At 38.2% G+C, this 20,100-nt stretch carries 13 protein-coding genes and 6 pseudogenes; 12 read left to right on the top strand and 7 right to left on the bottom strand.

Annotation, left to right across the window (positions count from 1 at the left end):
* Positions 1–47 precede the first annotated feature (47 nt).
* The 3 genes and pseudogenes from BTN50_RS10570 to BTN50_RS00215 form a co-directional block, all read left to right on the top strand.
* Positions 48–143: pseudogene (locus tag BTN50_RS10570) on the top strand (IS5/IS1182 family transposase); the annotation flags it as partial.
* Between the two features lie 278 nt (positions 144–421).
* Complete coding sequence (gene crl, locus BTN50_RS00220; protein WP_096618598.1) at positions 422–826, top strand: sigma factor-binding protein Crl; 405 nt, start codon at positions 422–424, stop codon at positions 824–826.
* A gap of 101 nt (positions 827–927) precedes the next feature.
* Positions 928–1,638 (top strand): annotated as a pseudogene (locus BTN50_RS00215) (IS6 family transposase).
* 63 nt (positions 1,639–1,701) lie between these two features.
* On the opposite strand, the gene lolE reads toward BTN50_RS00215, so the two are convergent.
* From lolE to BTN50_RS00200, 3 genes are read right to left on the bottom strand one after another with little or no spacing between them, the layout of a single operon-like run.
* Complete coding sequence (gene lolE / locus BTN50_RS00210; RefSeq protein ID WP_096619497.1) at positions 1,702–2,949, bottom strand: lipoprotein-releasing ABC transporter permease subunit LolE; 1,248 nt, start codon at positions 2,947–2,949, stop codon at positions 1,702–1,704.
* A complete protein-coding gene (gene lolD, locus BTN50_RS00205; protein WP_096618597.1) occupies positions 2,949–3,650 on the bottom strand; it encodes a lipoprotein-releasing ABC transporter ATP-binding protein LolD in 702 nt (233 codons plus the stop codon). The genes lolE and lolD overlap by 1 nt, the downstream gene beginning before the upstream one ends.
* Entirely contained in the window at positions 3,643–4,839 is a 1,197-nt protein-coding gene (locus tag BTN50_RS00200) for a lipoprotein-releasing ABC transporter permease subunit (protein WP_096618596.1), read from the bottom strand. The genes lolD and BTN50_RS00200 overlap by 8 nt, the downstream gene beginning before the upstream one ends.
* A gap of 342 nt (positions 4,840–5,181) precedes the next feature.
* Between BTN50_RS00200 and BTN50_RS00195 the strand changes: the two genes are divergently transcribed.
* The 3 genes from BTN50_RS00195 to BTN50_RS00185 are packed head-to-tail and all read left to right on the top strand — an operon-like array spanning position 5,182 to position 10,118.
* The gene (locus BTN50_RS00195; protein ID WP_096618595.1) at positions 5,182–5,748 is read left to right on the top strand and encodes a PilZ domain-containing protein; all 567 of its coding nucleotides are present in this window, start codon (positions 5,182–5,184) and stop codon (positions 5,746–5,748) included.
* Between the two features lie 9 nt (positions 5,749–5,757).
* Positions 5,758–9,222 carry a transcription-repair coupling factor gene (gene mfd, locus BTN50_RS00190; protein ID WP_096618594.1) on the top strand — a complete coding sequence of 1,155 codons (3,465 nt, stop codon included), beginning with the start codon at positions 5,758–5,760 and terminating at the stop codon, positions 9,220–9,222.
* A gap of 38 nt (positions 9,223–9,260) precedes the next feature.
* Positions 9,261–10,118: a peptidoglycan binding protein CsiV gene (locus BTN50_RS00185; protein ID WP_096618593.1), complete on the top strand. Its 858-nt coding sequence runs from the start codon at positions 9,261–9,263 to the stop codon at positions 10,116–10,118.
* Between the two features lie 13 nt (positions 10,119–10,131).
* On the opposite strand, the pseudogene BTN50_RS00180 reads toward BTN50_RS00185, so the two are convergent.
* Positions 10,132–10,844, bottom strand: a pseudogene (locus BTN50_RS00180) (transposase).
* Between the two features lie 279 nt (positions 10,845–11,123).
* Here BTN50_RS00180 and BTN50_RS00175 point away from each other — a divergent pair.
* Positions 11,124–11,983 (top strand): annotated as a pseudogene (locus BTN50_RS00175) (fructosamine kinase family protein).
* 761 nt (positions 11,984–12,744) lie between these two features.
* Here the strand turns inward: BTN50_RS00175 and BTN50_RS00170 are convergent.
* Entirely contained in the window at positions 12,745–13,074 is a 330-nt protein-coding gene (locus BTN50_RS00170) for a BolA/IbaG family iron-sulfur metabolism protein (protein ID WP_096618592.1), read from the bottom strand.
* Positions 13,075–13,361: 287 nt separating this feature from the next.
* On the opposite strand from BTN50_RS00170, the gene hinT reads away from it, so the two are divergent.
* The 5 genes and pseudogenes from hinT (at position 13,362) to BTN50_RS00145 (ending at position 17,572) form a co-directional block, all read left to right on the top strand.
* Entirely contained in the window at positions 13,362–13,712 is a 351-nt protein-coding gene (gene hinT / locus BTN50_RS00165; RefSeq protein ID WP_096618591.1) for a purine nucleoside phosphoramidase, read from the top strand.
* Between the two features lie 36 nt (positions 13,713–13,748).
* Positions 13,749–15,191: a COG3014 family protein gene (locus BTN50_RS00160; protein ID WP_223823300.1), complete on the top strand. Its 1,443-nt coding sequence runs from the start codon at positions 13,749–13,751 to the stop codon at positions 15,189–15,191.
* Between the two features lie 77 nt (positions 15,192–15,268).
* Entirely contained in the window at positions 15,269–15,859 is a 591-nt protein-coding gene (gene lpoB, locus BTN50_RS00155; RefSeq protein WP_096618590.1) for a penicillin-binding protein activator LpoB, read from the top strand.
* Positions 15,860–15,950: 91 nt separating this feature from the next.
* Positions 15,951–16,838: pseudogene (locus BTN50_RS00150) on the top strand (IS5 family transposase).
* A gap of 161 nt (positions 16,839–16,999) precedes the next feature.
* Positions 17,000–17,572, top strand: coding sequence for a YajG family lipoprotein (locus tag BTN50_RS00145; RefSeq protein WP_096618589.1), 573 nt, complete (start codon positions 17,000–17,002; stop codon positions 17,570–17,572).
* A gap of 193 nt (positions 17,573–17,765) precedes the next feature.
* Here the strand turns inward: BTN50_RS00145 and BTN50_RS00140 are convergent.
* Positions 17,766–18,492, bottom strand: a pseudogene (locus BTN50_RS00140) (IS5 family transposase).
* Between the two features lie 189 nt (positions 18,493–18,681).
* Positions 18,682–20,016 carry a sigma-54-dependent transcriptional regulator gene (locus BTN50_RS00135; RefSeq protein WP_096618588.1) on the bottom strand — a complete coding sequence of 445 codons (1,335 nt, stop codon included), beginning with the start codon at positions 20,014–20,016 and terminating at the stop codon, positions 18,682–18,684.
* Positions 20,017–20,100: the final 84 nt, after the last annotated feature.

Raw genomic sequence — 20,100 nt, 5'->3', positions numbered from 1 at the left:
AGTGTTGATTAAAAATTTAGTCCTCTCATTTAGAAAATAAAGCCACGTACCATAAACGTTACCTAGCAGAGACAACAATAGTGCGAGTCAAAAAGCTACTAGGAGGGACATTGTGCCTAAGGAATCATACAAGTCAAATTAAATAAACCCACTCCATGATAAAAGCGTTAAAGAAGCTGACAGGATCAGGTATACTTAAAATGAAAGCACTTATCTAATAGTGAATTATGTTGAATTTTTCTATCTGAACTCAAATTAGGAAACACATTCGAAATGATGAAGCGGTTTGAGAATACTGTGTAATCTAGGTCAACAAATTGTCTTAATTTCGAGACAATATTTTGAATAATTGCTCTGAAGACGAAGTTTGAGTTGTTGCGTGTTATATAATTAGACCTAACTTATATAAATGGAGCTTGCTATGACTAGAAAGATCAAAATGTTATCCCACGGAAGACTACTTACGAGGTTTACTCAACTCGGACCTTATATTAGACAAAATAAATCGTCAGAAGAAGGCTACTTCTTTGATTGTTTATCTGCATGTGTGAATGCACAAAAGCTACCAGAAAGCCGAGAGTTCTGGGGTTGGTGGTTAAAATTAACGCCGAAAAAAGGTGGATTTGAATATGCGTATACCTTTGGTAAATTTAATACAGAAGGCAATTGGAAAATGGATCATGTACCCAAGAGATGTACCAAAGAAGTGACTAAATCATTAGAGATGTTCTATAAAAAAATTTCTAATTTTGTTGAAAATGAATTGCAACTAGAAATTACTGCTCTGTCATCCCTTAAGCATCCACAACTAGGTCCTGCTGCGTAAATTCCACGCATTACCGCTGATAGTAATATAAACGGCTTTGTTGCAACAAAAATCAACCAAGACTCAGAGTTTAGTTCTGTCTTTTCTGATCTAGTGACTCAATGACCAATCCCATATTCAAATGGAAACATTTTGTTTCTGAAATTATTCTTTGGTGCCTGCGCTGGTATGGTTCGACCCCAATGAGCTACGCCAACCTCAGCGACATGCTGGCAGAGCGAGAGGTTTCGGTTAACCGCTCGACCATTTATCGTTGGTTCATGGCATATGCCCCAGCATTACGCAAGAAGTTACGTCGCCATCAATTCATCCGAGCAGATTCTTCGTGCCAGCTCGATGAAACCTACGTCAAGGTGAAAGGGAAATGGCATTATCTGTATCGAGTTATCCAAAAGCAAGGCGAGACACTGGACTTCTATTTCTCCCAAAACGTAATAAAAACGCGGCTTATCAGTTCTTGAAACGGTGCCTAAGACCTTGAACACAGACAATCATTCCTCGTATGCTCATGCTATCTCGCGCCTGAAGAAGGAGGGACGGCTGCGAGCGGATGTCGAGCAACGGCAAGTGAAGTATCTCAATAATAGTATCGAGTCCGATCACTCCCTCCCATCAAGAAGCTCGTTGTCAGCTCCGGCGGTTTTAAAATACGAAAGCGAGCCTGGTCAACTATCGAGGGATTCGAATCACTGCGAATGTTGAACAAAGGCCAGTTTGACTTCTGGTTACGTCATAATGAGGGTAAAACTCTTATTTGGGAGAGATCCGCCTTTATGAATCGTCTATTCAATGTTGAGGTGATTTATCAGTAATCGTTAAGCCCATTGCTGGGTAGATCTGCATCCTATAATCTATAATTAGTTGCAACAGCCCCATTAGCAACGTGTATTTAACACTGATACAGGATGCAATTTACAAGCACGCTGGGCAGGATACCATGTTGCCAATAAGCTTAATACAATCGCAGTAGTAGACACCAAAAACATATCCGTGAGGTGGGGTTCTATTGGCAAGAAATCAATAAAATAAATATCTCCAGAAAGTAACACTTGACCTGTAAAAATTTCAATCCAACAGATAAATTCCGTCAAATTTGAAGCGATTACAAAACCTACGAAACAACCAATAATACTGCCAAATAAACCTGAAAGCAGACCATGCCAAATAAATATCGTTCGGATTAGCCTATCTTTCGCACCCATAGTACGTAACACAGCTACGTCAGTAGCCCGATCTTTGACTGCCATCATTAAAGTAGAAACAATATTGAAGCATGCGACACCAATAATTAATATCATAACCAAATGCATAATGGTTCTAACCATTTGAATATCGCGATAAAGAAAACCATATTCCTGCGTCCAATTCTTCAAGCCCACATATTCTTTTAAAGTTTTACCCACTTCACGCACGATATTGGGAGCCTCAAGTGGTTCGGTTAGTTTTAAGGCAATACCAGAGACAAAGTCATCCATTCCAAGATATGTTTGTGCATCTTTAATCGGAATCAAGGATAGACCATGATCAACTTTTCCGCCTAAACTTAAAATGCCAGATACTTGCAATCGAATGCGTTTTGGTGCGCGTAATTTGAATTCGGAGTCAGGGGAAGAAATTAATGCCGTGAACCAATCCCCAATATTTACATTCAAGTAATCGGCAATGCCCTTACCAAGTACAATCGAACGATTACCTGGTACCAATGATTGCCAGCCTTGATCAAGCACATAATTACCAATATTACTCACTGTGGCTTCTGCGTTAGGGTCAATACCTCGGATTTGAACAAGTTTAAAATTTGTGTTTTTTTCAAGTAAGGCGATAAATGTAACGTATGGCGCACCGGCTTCCACTCTTGGATTAGCTACTGCCGTGACTCGCATATCTTTCCATGAAGAGAGATACGTATCAACACCTTCCAACTGTGCGTGTGGAATAACAGCAAGCACACGCTTTTCAAGCTCATGTTTAAAACCATTTATTGCTGATAAACCCACAATAATAACCATTACTCCAATCGAAATACCGATCATTGCAGAGAGAGAAATGAAAGAAATCAGTTTATTACGATGTTTTGCTTTGCTAAACCGCCGCCCAATAAATAACGCCAAAGGTTCCATCATCATGTATGTACAGTTGGCTTAAACGTTTCAACAAACTGGCCATCTAACATGGAAAGCTGGCGGTCCAATTTCCTTGCTAATTCTTGATCATGAGTAACGACTAAAAATGCCATATTGAATTCTTTATTTAACTGACGAATTAAAGCATAAATATCAAGGGCCGTTTTATGATCGAGGTTACCTGTTGGTTCATCAGCCAATACTAAGGCAGGGCGATTTACGACAGCACGTGCAATTGCGACTCGTTGGCGCTCGCCACCAGACAGCTCAGAAGGACGGTGTTCCCTACGGTGTATTATACCTACTGCATCTAATATTTCCAATGCTTGACGTTTTGCATCTGCCGGTTTCTTACCACCAATTAATAGTGGCATCGCCACATTTTCAACGGCCGTAAAGTCAGCTAATAAATGATGAAATTGGTAGATAAAACTAATCGATTGATTGCGTAATATTGCTTGATCAGACGCTCGCATTTTCATTAGATCTTTACCTTTAAATAATACAGTACCGCTAGTCAAAGAATCCAGCGCACCAAGGATATACAATAACGTACTTTTGCCAGAACCTGACGAGCCAACAATGGCAACAAGTTCACCTTTATCGATAGTAAAAGACACACCTTTCAGCACCTGAGTTTTAAGTTCACCTTCTTGATAGGTTTTGACCACATGTGAACACGTTAACAATACATTACTCATAGCGAAGAGTATCTGCCGGACGAATAGACGCCGCATTAATCGATGGGAATAGAGTGGCAACAAGACTTAAGACAATAGTACTCACCACAACCAAGATAATTTGCTCATATTTAACAATGACAGGCAATGGCAAGCTATTACCAAGTAAACGAATATTCATTATAGACATAATGCCGTTAACGTTTAATGCCACGATAGTACCTGCGATACCACCTAGAATAGCCCCAATAATACTGCTGCTGGCTCCTTGAACAATAAATAAATACACAATGGCGCTTTGCTTCATGCCTTGCGTTTTAAGAATGGCAACTTCCGATTGCTTCTCCATCACCACCATTACCAACGCTGAAATAATATTAAATGTAGCAACCAAGATGATCAGACTCAACATCAACCCCATCATATTTTTTTCCATTTTTATTGCTTGGAATAACTCACCGTGAAGCTCACGCCAATCAGACCATTCATAGCCAAGTGATTCCGCCTTCACTTTTAACGCTGGCACGTCAAAAGGATCATCAATAAACAAGCGTAAATCTACGGGTTGAGTATAAGGCAAACGCATTAGTCTCCCCACGTCATTTATATTAGCAAACATCACTTGTTCATCAACGCCTGTTGCTGTGTCATAGATACCTGCTATGGTAAAATTACGCTGCGAAGGGATACGCCCGATTGGCGTAAACTGACTAGCACTGGTGATTATCACCCTCACTTTTTCATCGAGCGAGATATCAAGTTGCTTTGCAGTTTGTTGTCCAACTACCAATTTGTAACTACCAGCTGTTAAAGCATCAACTGATCCTAGCACCATAAACTGACGTACGGGTTCAACACATTGAGGATCAATCCCGAGTAATCTTCCCACTCCCAGAGAGGCAATACTTTGCACGATGACATCCGTCGATACCACCGGTGCGGTGCCTACAATACCATCCCACTTTAAAATTGTATTAATATCTGGTGTAAAATTCGCATCCCCTGCGATAATGGCTTGTGGTAGAATACTTAAAATACGGGTTTTAAGTTGGCCTTCAAAACCGTTCATAACAGAAAGCACAGTAATCAACGACATCACGCCAATAGCGATACCTGCTGTAGACATATAAGAAATAAACCGCCCAAATTTATCGCCTGAATGACCTTGCAAGTAACGTAGGCCAATAAACACCGGTAACGGATGAAACATAGTAGCAATTCTCAATAAAATAATACGTTGTAGAACGTTATATCACAGCAAGTAAGATTTTGTGTTTGAATACTTCTCAGTTAAACACTGAAAAAACACACTCATATAATGTAAGAATACCTTTAAAATTAGTGAATTGCCACTATGTCCTACAAGGGGTTGAGTAACTTTTGCATGATGTTACATGTCTTACATGAGGAAAGTTTATTTTTACAATGTCGCTTCAATTTATATATCAAAAAAATAATAGTATTATAAAAAATGCTACGAACTCAGGCAACAGGTTGAGAAATCGAGGTTACTGCGTAATAATCAACTGATTACAATGTATTAGGATAAGTCATGAGCCAGGATGAATATTTTTCAGTACATGCACACTTAAAAATTAATGTAGAAATTTTAAGTCATGATGAACATGTGCCTTCCAATGTTGAATTTGAGCGTGAAATTCCAATTTCATTTCGTATTGCTAGCGCATGCAGCAATCTCGACAGTAATATAGAGAATGAACTCAATGCTCTACATCATGATAATAGTCAAGCGTTGTCAAAGTGCCTGCATGCTCAAAGCGAAAAAATAAACCTACTCCTCGGATTTATGCTTGCTCAGCAAGATGATCCCAAATTACGCCACCAAACCGAAACCTTTGGTGCCAGTAGTTTGACTTTTATTACGAAGACATCGTTCAAAAAAGGTCAACATATTCGTCTAAAGCTCTTTCTTGAACATCCTCATTCTGCTATATACTGCTATGCTAGCGCCTACAGTTGTGAAGAAAGAAACGGCAAACACGCAGTTGGTGCAAAGTACATACGGTTACAAGACAATGATAGAGATGTCCTTATTCGAGCAGCATTGCATCAACAACAAAAACTCCTTCGTCAACGAACACTGGAAAGAGATAGCTAAGTCAATTCAATGATAAAACAAATATTTTTTGATTTACCTGCCCCTGAAAAAGCAGGTGATACACGCATTCTTGCCAACCTTCACGGTTCGGCTCTTTCTCTTACTATTGCGCATATCGCAACCCAGCAAAATCGCATGATTTTGCTGGTTGTACCTGACAACCAAACAGCATTGAAACTTGAGCCCGAGATTAAGCAGTTTACGGGTTGTGAATGTCATATATTTCCTGATTGGGAAACGCTACCCTATGATAGCTTCTCGCCACATCAGGACATTATCTCTGATCGAATTGCGCTTCTATACCAACTACCGCGACAGCGAAGCGGCATTCTCATAATTTCGGTTAGCACCTTACTGCAAAGAGTCATACCTCGCTCTTTTTTGATGCAGCATGCATTCACCGTCAAGAAAGGCGATCTTATCTCACGTAAGAACCTGTGTGATTGGTTAGAACTCTCAGGCTATCGCCATGTTGAACAAGTTATCGAACATGGAGAGTACGCTAGTCGTGACTCCATTATTGATCTATATTCTATGGGATCTAGTCAACCTTTTCGCATAGATTTTTTTGATTATAGGGTGGATACTATTCGTGAGTTCGATCCTGTAAACCAGCGTTCAACGCAGAAACTGAATCAAATTAATCTTCTACCAGCACACGAGTTTCCTACCGACGACGATGCAATAGAACGATTCAGAGGACGTTGGCGCGAGCGTTTCGACGCACGTCGCGAGCCAGAATCTATTTATCAACAAGTCAGCAAAAGAACCTGGCCTGCAGGTATTGAGTATTGGCAGCCATTGTTCTTTGATCAAACCGAAACTCTGTTCGACTATTTACCCAAAAACACATTACTGCTAACCTCTGGAAATATTAACACAGCAACGCAAACATTTTTGGCCGATATTAAGAACCGTTTCGATCAACGCCGTGTAGATCCACTTCGTCCACTGTTAGCACCAATGGAACTTTGGCAAACTAACGAGGAGCTATTTAGAGCATTCAAAGCCTATCCACGCATCAAGCTGAAGCGTAACATTATAAAAGAAAGAATCGGTCACCAAAACGCGCCTATTCGTTTTCTCCCTGAACTAACCGTTAACCAACAACACAAAGATCCGCTCTATGCAGTAAAAAAATTTATTAAAAATTTTACTGGCAAAATAGTCTTTTCAGTAGAAACTATAGGTCATCGTGAAGCAATATTAGACTTATTGTCGCACATAAAAATACGCCCAATGGTTTGCCAATCGCTGGGTGAAGCCCTGCAGTCTCCGACATCATGCTCTTTAGTGATTGGCCCAGCTGAATATGGTTTTGTTTCTGAAAATCCTGCATTTGCATTAATTTGTGAAAATAATTTATTTGACGCACAAGTTATTCAGCAACGACATCGCATTAATAAGAAAACCTCAACCAACAGTGATATTTTAATCCGTAATTTAGCTGATCTGCAATCAGGCCAACCCGTTGTTCATATAGAACACGGCGTTGGGCGTTACGGTGGATTGCAAACCTTGGAAGCAGGTGGCATCAAAGCCGAATACGTCACCTTGGAATACCAGCAACAGTCTAAACTTTATGTGCCCGTTTCATCATTGCATCTGATCAGTCGATATAGCGGGGGCACAGAAGAATCAGCACCTTTACACCGGCTGGGTGGAGAAACATGGGGAAAAGTACGCAAAAAAGCTGCTGCAAAAGTACGAGATGTTGCGGCAGAACTGCTCGATGTATACGCAAAGCGAGCCACAAAATCCGGGTTCGCATTTAAACATGACCGCGAATCTTATCTTAATTTTTGTTCTGGTTTCCTATTTAAAGAAACACCTGATCAAAGTCAAGCTATTAATGCAGTGCTATCTGATATGTGCCAGCCAATTGCCATGGATCGTTTAGTGTGTGGTGATGTTGGTTTCGGTAAAACAGAAGTTGCTATGCGTGCGACTTTTCTTGCGGTAAATAATAGTAAGCAAGTAGCAATATTAGTACCAACCACTCTTCTAGCTCAACAACACTCCGAAATTTTTCGTGATCGTTTTGCCAATTTAGCTGTCCGTGTTGAAGTGCTTTCTCGCTTTAAATCAGTCAAGGAACAAAAACTGATTTTGACAGATGCAGCAAAAGGCAAGGTTGATATTCTTATAGGTACACATAAATTAATTCAAGATAACGTGTGCTTTCGAGATCTCGGCTTGTTGATCATTGATGAAGAACATCGCTTTGGAGTTCGTCAAAAAGAAAAAGTCAAAGCAATGCGCTCAGATGTCGATATCTTGACATTAACCGCAACACCCATTCCTCGAACTCTGAACATGGCTATGAGTGGCATGCGAGATCTTTCTATTATCGCCACACCGCCCTTACGTCGACTCGCAGTCAAAACCTTTATATGCGAAAGTGATAACGTACTGATTAGAGAAGCAATGCTGCGTGAAATAATGCGCGGTGGGCAAGTATATTTTTTACACAACGACATAGACAGCATTGAAAAAACAGCAGATGCATTGGCTAAGCTGGTGCCAGAAGCTCGTGTTACCATTGCACATGGTCAGATGCGAGAGCGCGCATTGGAACGCATCATGTCCAATTTTTATCATCAACGATTTAATGTGCTAGTATGCACCACCATCATTGAAACAGGTATAGATGTTCCAACCGCAAATACCATCATCATGGATCGTGCTGACCACTTTGGTTTAGCACAACTGCATCAATTAAGAGGGCGTGTTGGACGTTCTCATCACCAAGCTTATGCTTACATGCTCACCCCGCATCCTAAACGCATGACCAAAGATGCCCTAAAACGTTTAGAGGCTATAGCTTCTTTGGAAGAGTTGGGCGCTGGTTTCACTTTAGCAACCCATGACCTTGAAATTCGAGGGGCTGGTGAGTTACTGGGTGACGAGCAAAGTGGCCAAATCCAGACGATTGGTTTTATCCTTTACATGGAAATGTTGGAACAAGCAGTTAAAGCACTTAAAGAAGGCAAAGAACCATTACTTGAAGATCTGTGGAACCAACAAACCTATGTTGAACTTCGTCTACCAGCCATGCTACCAGATGCCTATATTCCGGACATTAACACGCGTTTATCGCTATATAAACGCATCGCAAGTTCTAAAACTCAAGATGATGTGAAAGAGTTACGTGTTGAATTGATTGAAAGATTTGGTTTACTCCCTGTTGCGGCAACAAACTTGCTTAAGGTTCAGCAAATAAAACTAGATGCAGCAAGGCTTGGAGTCCGAAAAATTGATGCTCATGATAAAGGTGGCATGATTGAATTTACTCCAAATGCTCAAATTAATCCTGAATTTTTGGTAAGTTTGCTACAATCTCACCCTAGTCGTTACCGTTTCGATGGACAAACCAAACTTAGAATTGCTGAGTCGCTAATTGATAGCCGTGAACGAGTCACGTTTATCGAGACTTTACTAATAGAATTTGCTAATAATGTGTTGGTTGCCTAAATCTAAGATATTTGACGTAACCGAACTGGAGTAATGCTTTGAAGAAGCTAATTGTCCTGCTGTTATACACCATTAGCTGGTCATCACTAGCCGAGCGTATATATGATGTTGAAGTCATCGTATTTAAAAGAAACCAAAATTCAGATACAATAAAAGAAAATTGGCAGGAAGAACTAAATAATAATGATTTTTTTAATGCAATTTCAGTGCTTGATTCAGTCACACTCTCTTCACGTGACATCAAATTGTTACCAAAAAGTGATTGTAAGTTGAATGAAGAATATAATCTTTTATCTCGGCACGTTGATTTTAAACCACTCCTTCATGTTGCATGGCGTCAAAATGATGGTAGCAAAAGTATTATGCCTAAGCTACGTTTCACTGCAGGCATAAAATATGACAATGACTTCTACACTAATGAAACATCAGAAGATGTCCAAGGGTATAGTCATGCATTATCTCTAAATGGCGACTCAAATATAACGAAACAAAATGGTTCAATGTATGAATTAGACGGGTTTATTCGTGTGTATGTTGAGCATTACCTATTCATAGAAACTGATCTTATTTTACGTGAGCCTGGCGAGCGAAAAGTATTAGATGATATCAGCGCCACACCTGCATCTATTCTGAAACAACCTAATACGCCCGCAAAAAATATAACTCAAGATGGAACAACAATGATTAAAAACACGGAGAACGTTAATAGTTCGGATGTAAAATTTACAAAAACACAGCAATTAAAACGTACTTACACCATCGAAAAGTATTTACAGTCTTACACTTTCAAACAAAAACGCCGCATGAAAAGTGGTGAAATTCATTATTTAGATCATCCTTTTATGGGTCTCATTATTCAAGTAACGAGAGCTAATTTGAATATGATTAACTACTAAATGAGACTTTCATTTAAGTCCAACTTAACACTGTCAGATTATTTAATATTTTTATCATTGCATAAATTGAGCCAATCTGGGCATTGTAATCCCTTAAGCTTAATGTCCCTATGAAAAATCTTTTAACTTGAAACATTGGCGCCTCTAATAGGCAACGTTATGGGTAACCAGACCTCGTTTTATAATACCTATTTGAACCGTATAACTTCTGGTAACTGACCGATAAACTACGCGGATGACTGCATTTTTAAAAAGTTGCTTCTCTTCTTCGTGGAATGAATGAACCCGCTCGTTTAACACGAACGGGTTCGTAACCTTATCTTGTGTCATAAGCACTGTCGCCTAATATTGAATTGATTTTTCAACGGGTTTGTTTGAGTAAATTAGGTAGCACACCACCGTTAGTCATATTGGGTGAGTTGAACTCAGCAACAATGATTTTATGCGTATTTATACCTATCGCTAAATGTACCTTGCATCAAACTCAACGCTAACCGTCAATGCCATACTGTTTTACTTCCCATTCGTCTTCACTGTAGGCTTTCAGCCTCGTAGCATTAATGACTAAGTTGCTAAATAAAAGAGGTCTTCCACGATTACTCTGCTTCATTCAATGCCATAGCCGAATAGCTTTTTTTCATCAATCCACAATGCTAGTAAGCTGTAATTGATTAAAGATTGATTATACTGTTTCCTGTTGGTTACTTTATAATGACGTTTGTCCATAGACTTAAATATTTACGTGAATCTAGTTATTTAAAGTGTAGATTGATAATTTAGTTCCTAATTTAGGGAGCAAAGCTTGCTCAGTTTTTAACTGTACTAATAAAAACAAAAATACATTTAAATAATAAACTTAATCTTTGATCTGGAGATGTATCATATTTTACAGCAAAAATGATGAAGACATCATGGTTTGTGCTCTAATCACACTTTACTCTTGCAAGATTACGCTACTATTTTGCTATTGTATTATTTTGCGTACTGAAACATAGAGGTATACTTATGTGGCATTCGCTTGCTGTCCAGCTGTCTCTCACATTCAGGCAACAGCTTGAAATTAATGAGATAACACCCATTGATAGTAGCGATATTAATGAATGTTATGTCATCAGTTGTGGAAGTATTAAATTTTTCATAAAAGTAAACGTACGTGAAAATCTTGCCATTTATGAAGCTGAAATTGAAAGCCTAAGACACTTAGGACTCAGTAGTATAGTTTCGGTTCCTCAAGTCATTTACATTGGGATCATTAAAGAAAAGGCAGTGCTGGTGCTAAATTATATTCCCATGAAAGCCCTGGATAAAAAAATGCCTATTTACTCGGCAGAAAACTAGCGAGCCTCCACCAATGGGGGAGCAACTAGAATATGGTTTTGACATTGATAACTTTATAGGAACAACGGAACAGAGAAATAACTGGCACCGAAAATGGGTCCATTTTTGCTGATCACCGTATAGGCCTTCAATTACAGTTATCAGAAGAACGCAATATGTCATCTGGTGATATTGAGACTATCGTTGAAACTATCAAAGAACGTCTTAATGGGCATTAGCCGCAACCATGTTTGCTGCATGGAAATTTATGGGCAGGTAATGCGTCAATGCCGATTAACGGTCCTATCATCTACGATCCGGCATGTTATTGGGGAAACAGAGAAGTCGATATAGCAACCACACAGTTATTCCCAGGGTTCCCCAAAATATTCTACCAAGGCTATAACGAAGTGTGGCCATTTGAATCTGAGTTCTACGAACGAAAAGACATCTATAATCTTTACCATATGCTCAATCATTGCCTCTTATTTGGTGGACATTATTTAGAAGAAACGAAGGTATTAATCAATAAATTAGATTTATTGTAATACAGTAAATTGCAAACTTACAATAATTAGTTCAGAACGAACGCTTCATTATTTTTGGTACTTTAGCAAATATTTTATAACATGGTATTTGATAATACTATGCACACTTTCTTTTATTAGGATGCATTGACTTCCATGATTTTATTTTGATATGTTTGGGTTACTTGTTAATGTACTGTACGTCTTGGCAGAATACCCATATGACAGTATTCGGAGAGGTAAGCTAAGTGTCATGTAACCAGCATTAACACTATTGCTGGCATAGATATTTGTATCAATCAAATTGTCCGCTAATATTACCATAAACATTCCCTAGCAGAGACAGCAATGGTTTGAATCAAAAAACTACTGGAAGGAACGTGGAGCCTAAAGACTCATACAGCTCAAATTAGTGAAACTGACGCCATGATAAAAGCATTCAATCAACTGACGAAGCTAAGTATCTCTAACACAAAAGTGCATGTCTAATAGTGCATTATCTGGAGATTTACTATTTGAGCGCGAATTAGGAAATAAACCTATACTGATACTGAGGCAACAAGTGCAGGGGGTTGAATTATAGCCAATATTCAAACAAAACCGCTAATATATCTATTTATGAACAGTTTTATTCATTAATAACCTACTTGTGCCTGAAGGATAATATATATATAATTTTTAAAAATTTTTTTAACAAAATCTGATAAAGTGGTTGGTACATTCATTGAATATGAGTATTACCTTTGCATGAATAATTTCCATTTCTAACAGCTCCTTTAGTTTTAGCCAATATCATTCTCAAATGTGGCTCCACCGTGACAAGGTGGTGACACTGAAAATTGATCGCTTAAATCATTCCACTCGCGTTCCGTATATGTATGAATTATTAAAGCATAGAGACCATGTTGCAACTCATCTTTTAACGCTCGATTAACCGCGCGATGTCTGGCTAATATATGTTTTCCTTCAAAGGTAATTGCTACGACCGTCACTTTAAAGTGACTTTCAGAGCCTACAGGTACATTATGCATATGACTTTCATTCACTACATCAAGGAATATTGGAGAGAATGCCACGGTTAACTTCTGTTGAATTTTTTGTTGAATAATCATTATTTACTATAATTTTTATTAACTTATGTTATGCCATGTTGCCTATACTGCTATCAACTTGAAAAAGCAGGCTGGAGCATATGTAACATATCATTTATTCTATGCTCCATAGTACCTCCAATAAAACAAGTACTATATCAAGATATATTGTTTATTGATATGGAAGTTTATTAATCTTTTACGCAGAATCACACACAGGTTGCTATAAAAATGCTGTTTCATATTGCTCATTGTTAGCATCTCTCGCATACTAACAAGTGCATGTAATCATTCTGTTGGAGGTACTTATGGCCGAAGAAACTATATTTAGTAAAATCATTCGTAAGGAAATTCCTGCTGACATAGTCTATCAAGATGATCTTATAACCGCATTCCGCGACATTAATCCTCGTGCGCCAAGCCATATTCTTATTATACCAAACAAGCTGATTCCAACTGTTAACGATATTGAAACCGAAGATGAAGTCACAATGGGTCGTATGTTTACAGTAGCGAGAAAGCTTGCAAAGGAAGAGGGTATCGATAAAGATGGTTACCGTTTGATCATGAACTGTAATGTGCATAGTGGGCAAGAAATTTATCATATTCATATGCATTTGGTGGGTGGTCACTTTTTGGGCCCTATGCTGATCGGTTAATGTTCGGCTTTCAATGTATTGCTCTCAAATATTATTATGTATTTTTTAAATCAACGTATTTTTCATTGCAAACAGGCCAAGACGGACAATTATTGTTATCTATTTGTTGTTAGTACGTTGTGCATTGCACTTGTTGGTTGTGCAAATTTATCCGTTCAGACCCTGTTTAGTCACTACTCGGCAGCACTTGAAAAAACAAGAATGCTCACTTCACGTGGTCAATATCAAGCAGCATTGACATCATTTCCTAATACACTTTATAGTGATATTTTAACGGGTATGGAGCGGGGACGCTTGGCTTTACTTGCTGGCGATGCTGTCTTGAGCCAAAGCATATTACAGAAAGTTGATACTCAGGTGACTGAACAGCAACGTCAGGCGATCATGCCACTCTCCGAAGGTTTGAATCAAGTCGGTTCGTTGTTTAGTAATAACAATATGCTAACATACTCACCACCAGGGTATGAGCTTGGGTTTATGCATCTTTATTTAATGTTGAATTACTTAAGAAAAAGTGATCTTGATGGAGCGTTGGTTGAAGCGCGCCGTGCAAACTATGTGCAAAAAAATGCGTTGCAATTACGAGCGAAAGAACTTAAACAAATTAAAAATACTATTCAGCAAAATGGCATATCAGATAACATAGGCGCTATAATTTCTCATTATCCTGATGCTGGAAAAATGTTAGGCGGCGTTCAAAATGGGTATCTTTTTTATCTGTCTGGTTTATTGCATGAAATTGAACGAAATTTGAATAGTGCATTTATTGATTATAACCGTGCATTGGCGGTTGAACCTAACAATACATACGTTGCTGAGTCTGCTAAACGCGTTGCCATAAAACAAGGTCGTCAAAGTGCACTAATTCTTCTTGAAAAAAAATATGGTCCATATGTACAACCTGTGCATAATAGTGCGACATTGGTTATCTTAAATGAACAGAACATAGTCAACGCCAGGCATGCATGGAGATTACCTTTATGGTTGTACGATAATCATAACAATCTTGTGTCTTATTCAGTGTCGTTACCATATTACCGTTCATTATTTAACACACCTCAAGGTGCAATATTGATTGATGATATTTTGGTAAAACCGTTGCAGCTCACTGACGTAAATGCTATGGCACAGCAGTTTCTTAACGAATCTCTGCCCTCGATGGCCGCACGGCAAGTGTTGCGAATTGTGGCAAAAAATGCAGTTCGTAAGTCGCTAGCAGAACAAAATAAGCGTGGTATAAATAATTTAGTTGCTAATATTTTCAACGTGTTGAGTGACCAACCCGATACACGTAGTTGGCAAACATTGCCACAAACCGCGGGTGTTTATAGTGGTTTCTACCCAGCCGGACAGCATGTAGTTACTGCAGATGGAAAAATAATAAACATTATACTCAAATCAGATCAGATAACGTTGCTATGGTTATTCAGACACGGTGGTAACGTTATTTATTGGCAAAGCTTTTTAAGCGGAATCTAGTGTGAATCACCGTGGTGTTTCTGTCATTACGTATCATTCAGTGACATATCTGGTCATGACTAAAATAGGATTATGAAATGAATAAAAACATAATTATATTAGTGGGAGTGATGCTCCTTATGGGTGGCTGCTTGCAAAAAGTGAACTATGGTGATTCGCAGGAAGTGGAAACGACCACCATAGAGTTCGGTTCTACCGACTTGCAAAAAATTGCTGTCGACATGACAGACAGCATGCTTAATTCGAGTAAAATTGCTGAAATTATACGAGACAATCATCCAATTTTATTTGTTGAATCAATCAAAAATAAAACAGCTGAACATATTGATACTGAATCTATTACGGATAGTATTAGCACTCGTCTGCTTCAATCTAAAAAATTTCGCTTTGTTGATATGACTCGTATGGATGCTGTGCACGATCAGTTAAATTTTCAAAAAAATAGTATATTAGTAAATAATAGTACCGCAACTCAATTTGGTGAAATGGTGAGTGCGCAATACATGCTGTATGGTAACTTGTCTAGTATCAACAAGCGCACTAGTAATGATGAAAATGTTTATTACAAGATGACGATGCGTTTGATAGATCTGGAATCTGGCATGATTGAATGGGCTGATGAGACGGAAATACGTAAAAAGCAATCTAAATCTTTATTTGGTTGGTAAGCATACTCTCATGCGGTGATATTTCTTTGTGTAACAGATTTGTTTTCTAAGTCAGGAAATCAAATTATCAATCTATGTTCTAATCTTCTAAATTCACTTAGATCTTGAAATCTATAAGCAAGCTTTAATCAATCGTGGTTCACTAACACTCTAGATTCATAAAGAAATCATTCAGCTATAAAATTAAACTAAGCAGGGTAATCATGGAAAACCTCGTTTATTTAGTCACTCCGCCGGCCCTCATGGTTAAATGCGTATTTTCAATGCACTGAAAAGTCTGCAAGGAGTCATTAATTTTGACTTCAAGCTTGCTCAATTACCATTACTATGTCCTTATTCTTCATGCATTAACAAGCGAGCCCCAATGCTTAACGTCACGTTCAAGACGAAGAACAAAGGAAGCATCTAGAATTTAGTCATTTATTTTACGGGACTCAAAGTCTACGGTTAAGGAAAATAGAAAATAAAAAAGCATTGTCTTGATGGAAAATGGGGAGTCTGGCGCAAGTAATATTTAGCGGTAGATATAAATACGCATGAAGTCATTGCTACTGAGTTAAGCGCCTCAAATATGACTGACAGGGGGTGCTACCTAGATCATTCACATAGACCCACTGAAAATCCATGAAACATCAGCCAACGGTGCTTACGATACCAAACAATGTTACGAAACTGTTCGGATTAAGCGAGAGATTCCACTCATCCCACCAAAAAAAAGCACTTTTTGGAAGCAAAATCATATGAGTCATTTAGCAGTCAATTACTAGAAGTTATATAGTTCCCATTAGCACTAAAAAACGGAGTATAGTTATTATAAATGTTCCATAGTAAAATATCAATGGTTTAAATTAAACAACTACTGAGAGGGACATAGAGCTTAAGATAGAATAATGCTCAGATTAGCGAAACTTATGGCATGATAAAAGCGTTACATAAACTGACTAAGTTAGGTATACCTAAAACTAAAACGATTGCTTAATAGTGAATTATGTGGACAATTTGCTTCTGAACTCGAATTAGGAAATAAAGTCGCTAAATTGCAACATTTTCTAGATAATTCACAAATTATTACTTTCGATAGTAAGTTTATTGCGGTTGAAGCTTCTAAATAAGGCAAGTATCAAAGGAATGTATTAAACCATGAAAAAACTTTTGCTTGTATCTGGGTTTATTCTAGCTTTGAGTGCTTGCTCAACATCTAAAAAATCACAGCTTACAATTTCTCCACAACCAACTATCTCATCCATTGCTATTACTCAAAATGTACTGGTTATGGTTGAAAGCCGCGACTTGCGTACCGCACAATTCGTTGCAATTATCGATAATGGCCCCCAAAATATACAGCTCATTCATCCTACATCAAATATGCGAATTATGCTTGAAAATGCGTTAATACGTCAGTTAAGTTCTCAAGGCTATCGAGTAACTACCCATGCAAAAGGTAAGCTTCGCTTAGATCTTCTTAATTCACTGGTGAAAGTTGAATATTCAGCTTTCTCTCATACTATAACCACCAATGTTCAAATTCAGTTAGTTGCTGAAACAAGTAATAATAAATTTGTGCAACGCTACTCCGGCCAGTCAACAACTCAAGGTACAATAAGTGCATCATTTGTAGATATGGAAATTGCGTTAAACCGTCTGCTTGAAGCCGCATTGCAAGATATTGCGCGTGACAAAAAACTTTCTTCCTTTATGAATAAAAATTTTTAATGAAAGTAATAATTAAGGCAGCATTAACACCGCACTGTTTATAGTTGCATGCTAATAAGCAATGCTTATCCAACTGTTGAAAGCAACACAATATAGGATAGTTTTAAACTAGAACTTTATGCTATAAAAGCACCTAAAATAAATTTTATTTTCTAGTTTGAGTTCATATAGTAAATATCAACATGATGAGTTATTAAACGATAACGAGTATTTTAGGAATCTCGAACCCAATCAGCTTATTGAACGCTTGTATCATGACGTAAATTTAGCTAATCTGAGCATTATGATTTCTTACACTCAATGTTACACCGAGTGATTTTTTTGACTCGCAACATTGCCTTCTTTAATAGGGAACGTTTATGGCAATTGACCACTAAATTACGCGGACGACCTAGCCTTCAAAAAATTGCTCTTTTTCTTGGTGGTATGAGTGAAACCGTTCGTTTAATACGAACGATTTCGTAACATTAGCTAGTGTCGTCAGCACCATCGGCTGATATTTCATTGATTTTTTCAACGGGTTTGTTTGAGTAAGTTAGGTAGCACTTCACCGTCAATTACATTTAATGCACTGAACTCAGCAGCAATCATCTTATGTACGTTTATATCTACCGCTAAATGTAATTTGCGCTAGACTAGCTATTTTTTATTAATGCTGTGCTTTTTTACTTTCCATTCTCCTTCACCGTAGAATTTGAGCCTCGTAAAATCAATGACTAAGTGCTGGATACTTCCTTTATTTTTTATCTTAAACGTGACGTTAACCGTTTTGGTTCGCTTTCTAATGCATGAATAATGAGGGCCTTCGCAATGCTTAAGTCGCTAAATAGACGAGATCTCCTATGATTCCCCTGCTTAGTTTGATTCCATATTTAAATAAATTTTGCATTAATCCAAAATGTTAGTGAGTCACGGTTGATTAAATCTTAATTATATTGCTTTTAATTGGTTATTTTGTAGTGGAGCTTGTTCATAGACCTAAATATCTAAGTGAACCTAGCAGATTATAACATAAATTAACAATTTAGTTTTCTGATTTAGAAAACAAAGCTGTGCAAATCAAATCAAAACTGCTAAGACGATTGTTATGCTAACTAAAGCATACTGAATCAACGAAAACTACGCGGAGCAGAAATTAAACTGTGTTTATTCAGCAGACGATACATGGTCGCACGTGAAACACTCAGCTCTTTTGCAGCAGCAGAGACTTGACCATTGTTGTTCTCCAATACAGTCAACAATGCATCACGTTCAGATTCTTCACGAATTTTGCGTAGACTTTGTTGGTAATCTCCTTGACGTGGAAGATCTAAATGTTCTGCTTCGATTACCACATTATCTGCCAAAAAAACAGCACGTTTCACTTGATTAATGAGTTCACGTACATTACCGGGCCAACTATAGTTGACCAAAATTTTATTAGCTTCTTCTGAAAAGGTACGTGCTTGCGTATTATATTGACGAGCAAATTTCAACAAAAAGTATTCTGCCAACTCAGGAATGTCTGCACCACGTTCTTTGAGTGAAGGCACAAAGATACGTAGAACATTCAAACGATAATAAAGATCTTCACGGAACATTCCTTCCGTTACCACTTTTTCCAAAACCATATGAGTCGCAGCTATTACACGCACATCTATTTTTTTTGCATATTTATTATTATGTGATTCAACGGTACTATCTTGAAGCAGATGCAAAAGGTTTGATTGCAAGTTAAATGGTAAATCACCGATTTCATCCAAGAACAACGTTCCTTGATGAGCTTTTTGGATCTTACCTTCCGTTGAACTATCCCCAAATAATTCCGATCGAATGAGTTTTTCAGGAAGCGCACTACATTTAACTGACATAAAGGGTCCTTTTGCTCGTGTAGACGCGTTATGGATAGCCATACCCACCAGCTCCTTACCCGTCCCACTTTCTCCGTGAATAAGTACAGAAACATCCATCAGAGCAACGCGGCGTACTTGGTCACGCAGTTTTTTCATAATTGACGTTTTTCCAAGCAGACCCATGTCACTGTGATCACCAAGCTGAGGCCATACATGACGCTCAAGTCTGAGCATGCCCAATTGGTGTGCAATAGTACTCATTAATTGGTTATCAGGGATAGAAGATGTAAAATAATCGATACAAAAACTAACAATAAACTGGCAGATCGCATCATTGTTAAGTTGATTTTCACGGATAAGTGCCAACCAACGCACTTGCTTATTGCGATTAATAAGTGATGCTATTCCATTCAAGCTGAAATCATCGTGCCTAATATCTACTATGCCAATACAAGGACCAACGTCCTGAAGGAGGGCTTGCGCGGCTCTGAGGTCATAGCAACGATGACAATGCCATCCTGCTTGTTCCAAAGTTGCTAACCATGGTTCGTATGTTGCACCTACTACAACCAGTGAGATTGGGACCACCTCAGATCTAAATTGCATACGCATAGTACCTGCCTTAAGTCATCCATTAACGACATGTGTTCCAAAATTAATGAATATCATTATATACCCGTGTTAAATGAAGTTGCT

Origin of the sequence: Candidatus Enterovibrio altilux (assembly GCF_002381345.1) — a bacterium.
Lineage (GTDB): Bacteria > Pseudomonadota > Gammaproteobacteria > Enterobacterales > Vibrionaceae > Enterovibrio > Enterovibrio altilux.
Note: the sequence above shows the minus strand (reverse complement) of the source record. Positions and strands in the feature narration are given on the sequence as shown.

What these genes read in the sequence shown, in the direction of transcription:
- crl (WP_096618598.1), top strand. Translation starts at nt 422, where the DNA reads ATGACTAGAAAGATCAAAATGTTATCCCACGGAAGACTACTTACGAGG.
- lolE (WP_096619497.1), bottom strand. Translation starts at nt 2,949, where the DNA reads ATGATGGAACCTTTGGCGTTATTTATTGGGCGGCGGTTTAGCAAAGCA.
- lolD (WP_096618597.1), bottom strand. Translation starts at nt 3,650, where the DNA reads ATGAGTAATGTATTGTTAACGTGTTCACATGTGGTCAAAACCTATCAA.
- BTN50_RS00200 (WP_096618596.1), bottom strand. Translation starts at nt 4,839, where the DNA reads ATGTTTCATCCGTTACCGGTGTTTATTGGCCTACGTTACTTGCAAGGT.
- BTN50_RS00195 (WP_096618595.1), top strand. Translation starts at nt 5,182, where the DNA reads ATGAGCCAGGATGAATATTTTTCAGTACATGCACACTTAAAAATTAAT.
- mfd (WP_096618594.1), top strand. Translation starts at nt 5,758, where the DNA reads ATGATAAAACAAATATTTTTTGATTTACCTGCCCCTGAAAAAGCAGGT.
- BTN50_RS00170 (WP_096618592.1), bottom strand. Translation starts at nt 13,074, where the DNA reads ATGATTATTCAACAAAAAATTCAACAGAAGTTAACCGTGGCATTCTCT.
- hinT (WP_096618591.1), top strand. Translation starts at nt 13,362, where the DNA reads ATGGCCGAAGAAACTATATTTAGTAAAATCATTCGTAAGGAAATTCCT.
- BTN50_RS00160 (WP_223823300.1), top strand. Translation starts at nt 13,749, where the DNA reads ATGTATTTTTTAAATCAACGTATTTTTCATTGCAAACAGGCCAAGACG.
- lpoB (WP_096618590.1), top strand. Translation starts at nt 15,269, where the DNA reads ATGAATAAAAACATAATTATATTAGTGGGAGTGATGCTCCTTATGGGT.
- BTN50_RS00145 (WP_096618589.1), top strand. Translation starts at nt 17,000, where the DNA reads ATGAAAAAACTTTTGCTTGTATCTGGGTTTATTCTAGCTTTGAGTGCT.
- BTN50_RS00135 (WP_096618588.1), bottom strand. Translation starts at nt 20,016, where the DNA reads ATGCGTATGCAATTTAGATCTGAGGTGGTCCCAATCTCACTGGTTGTA.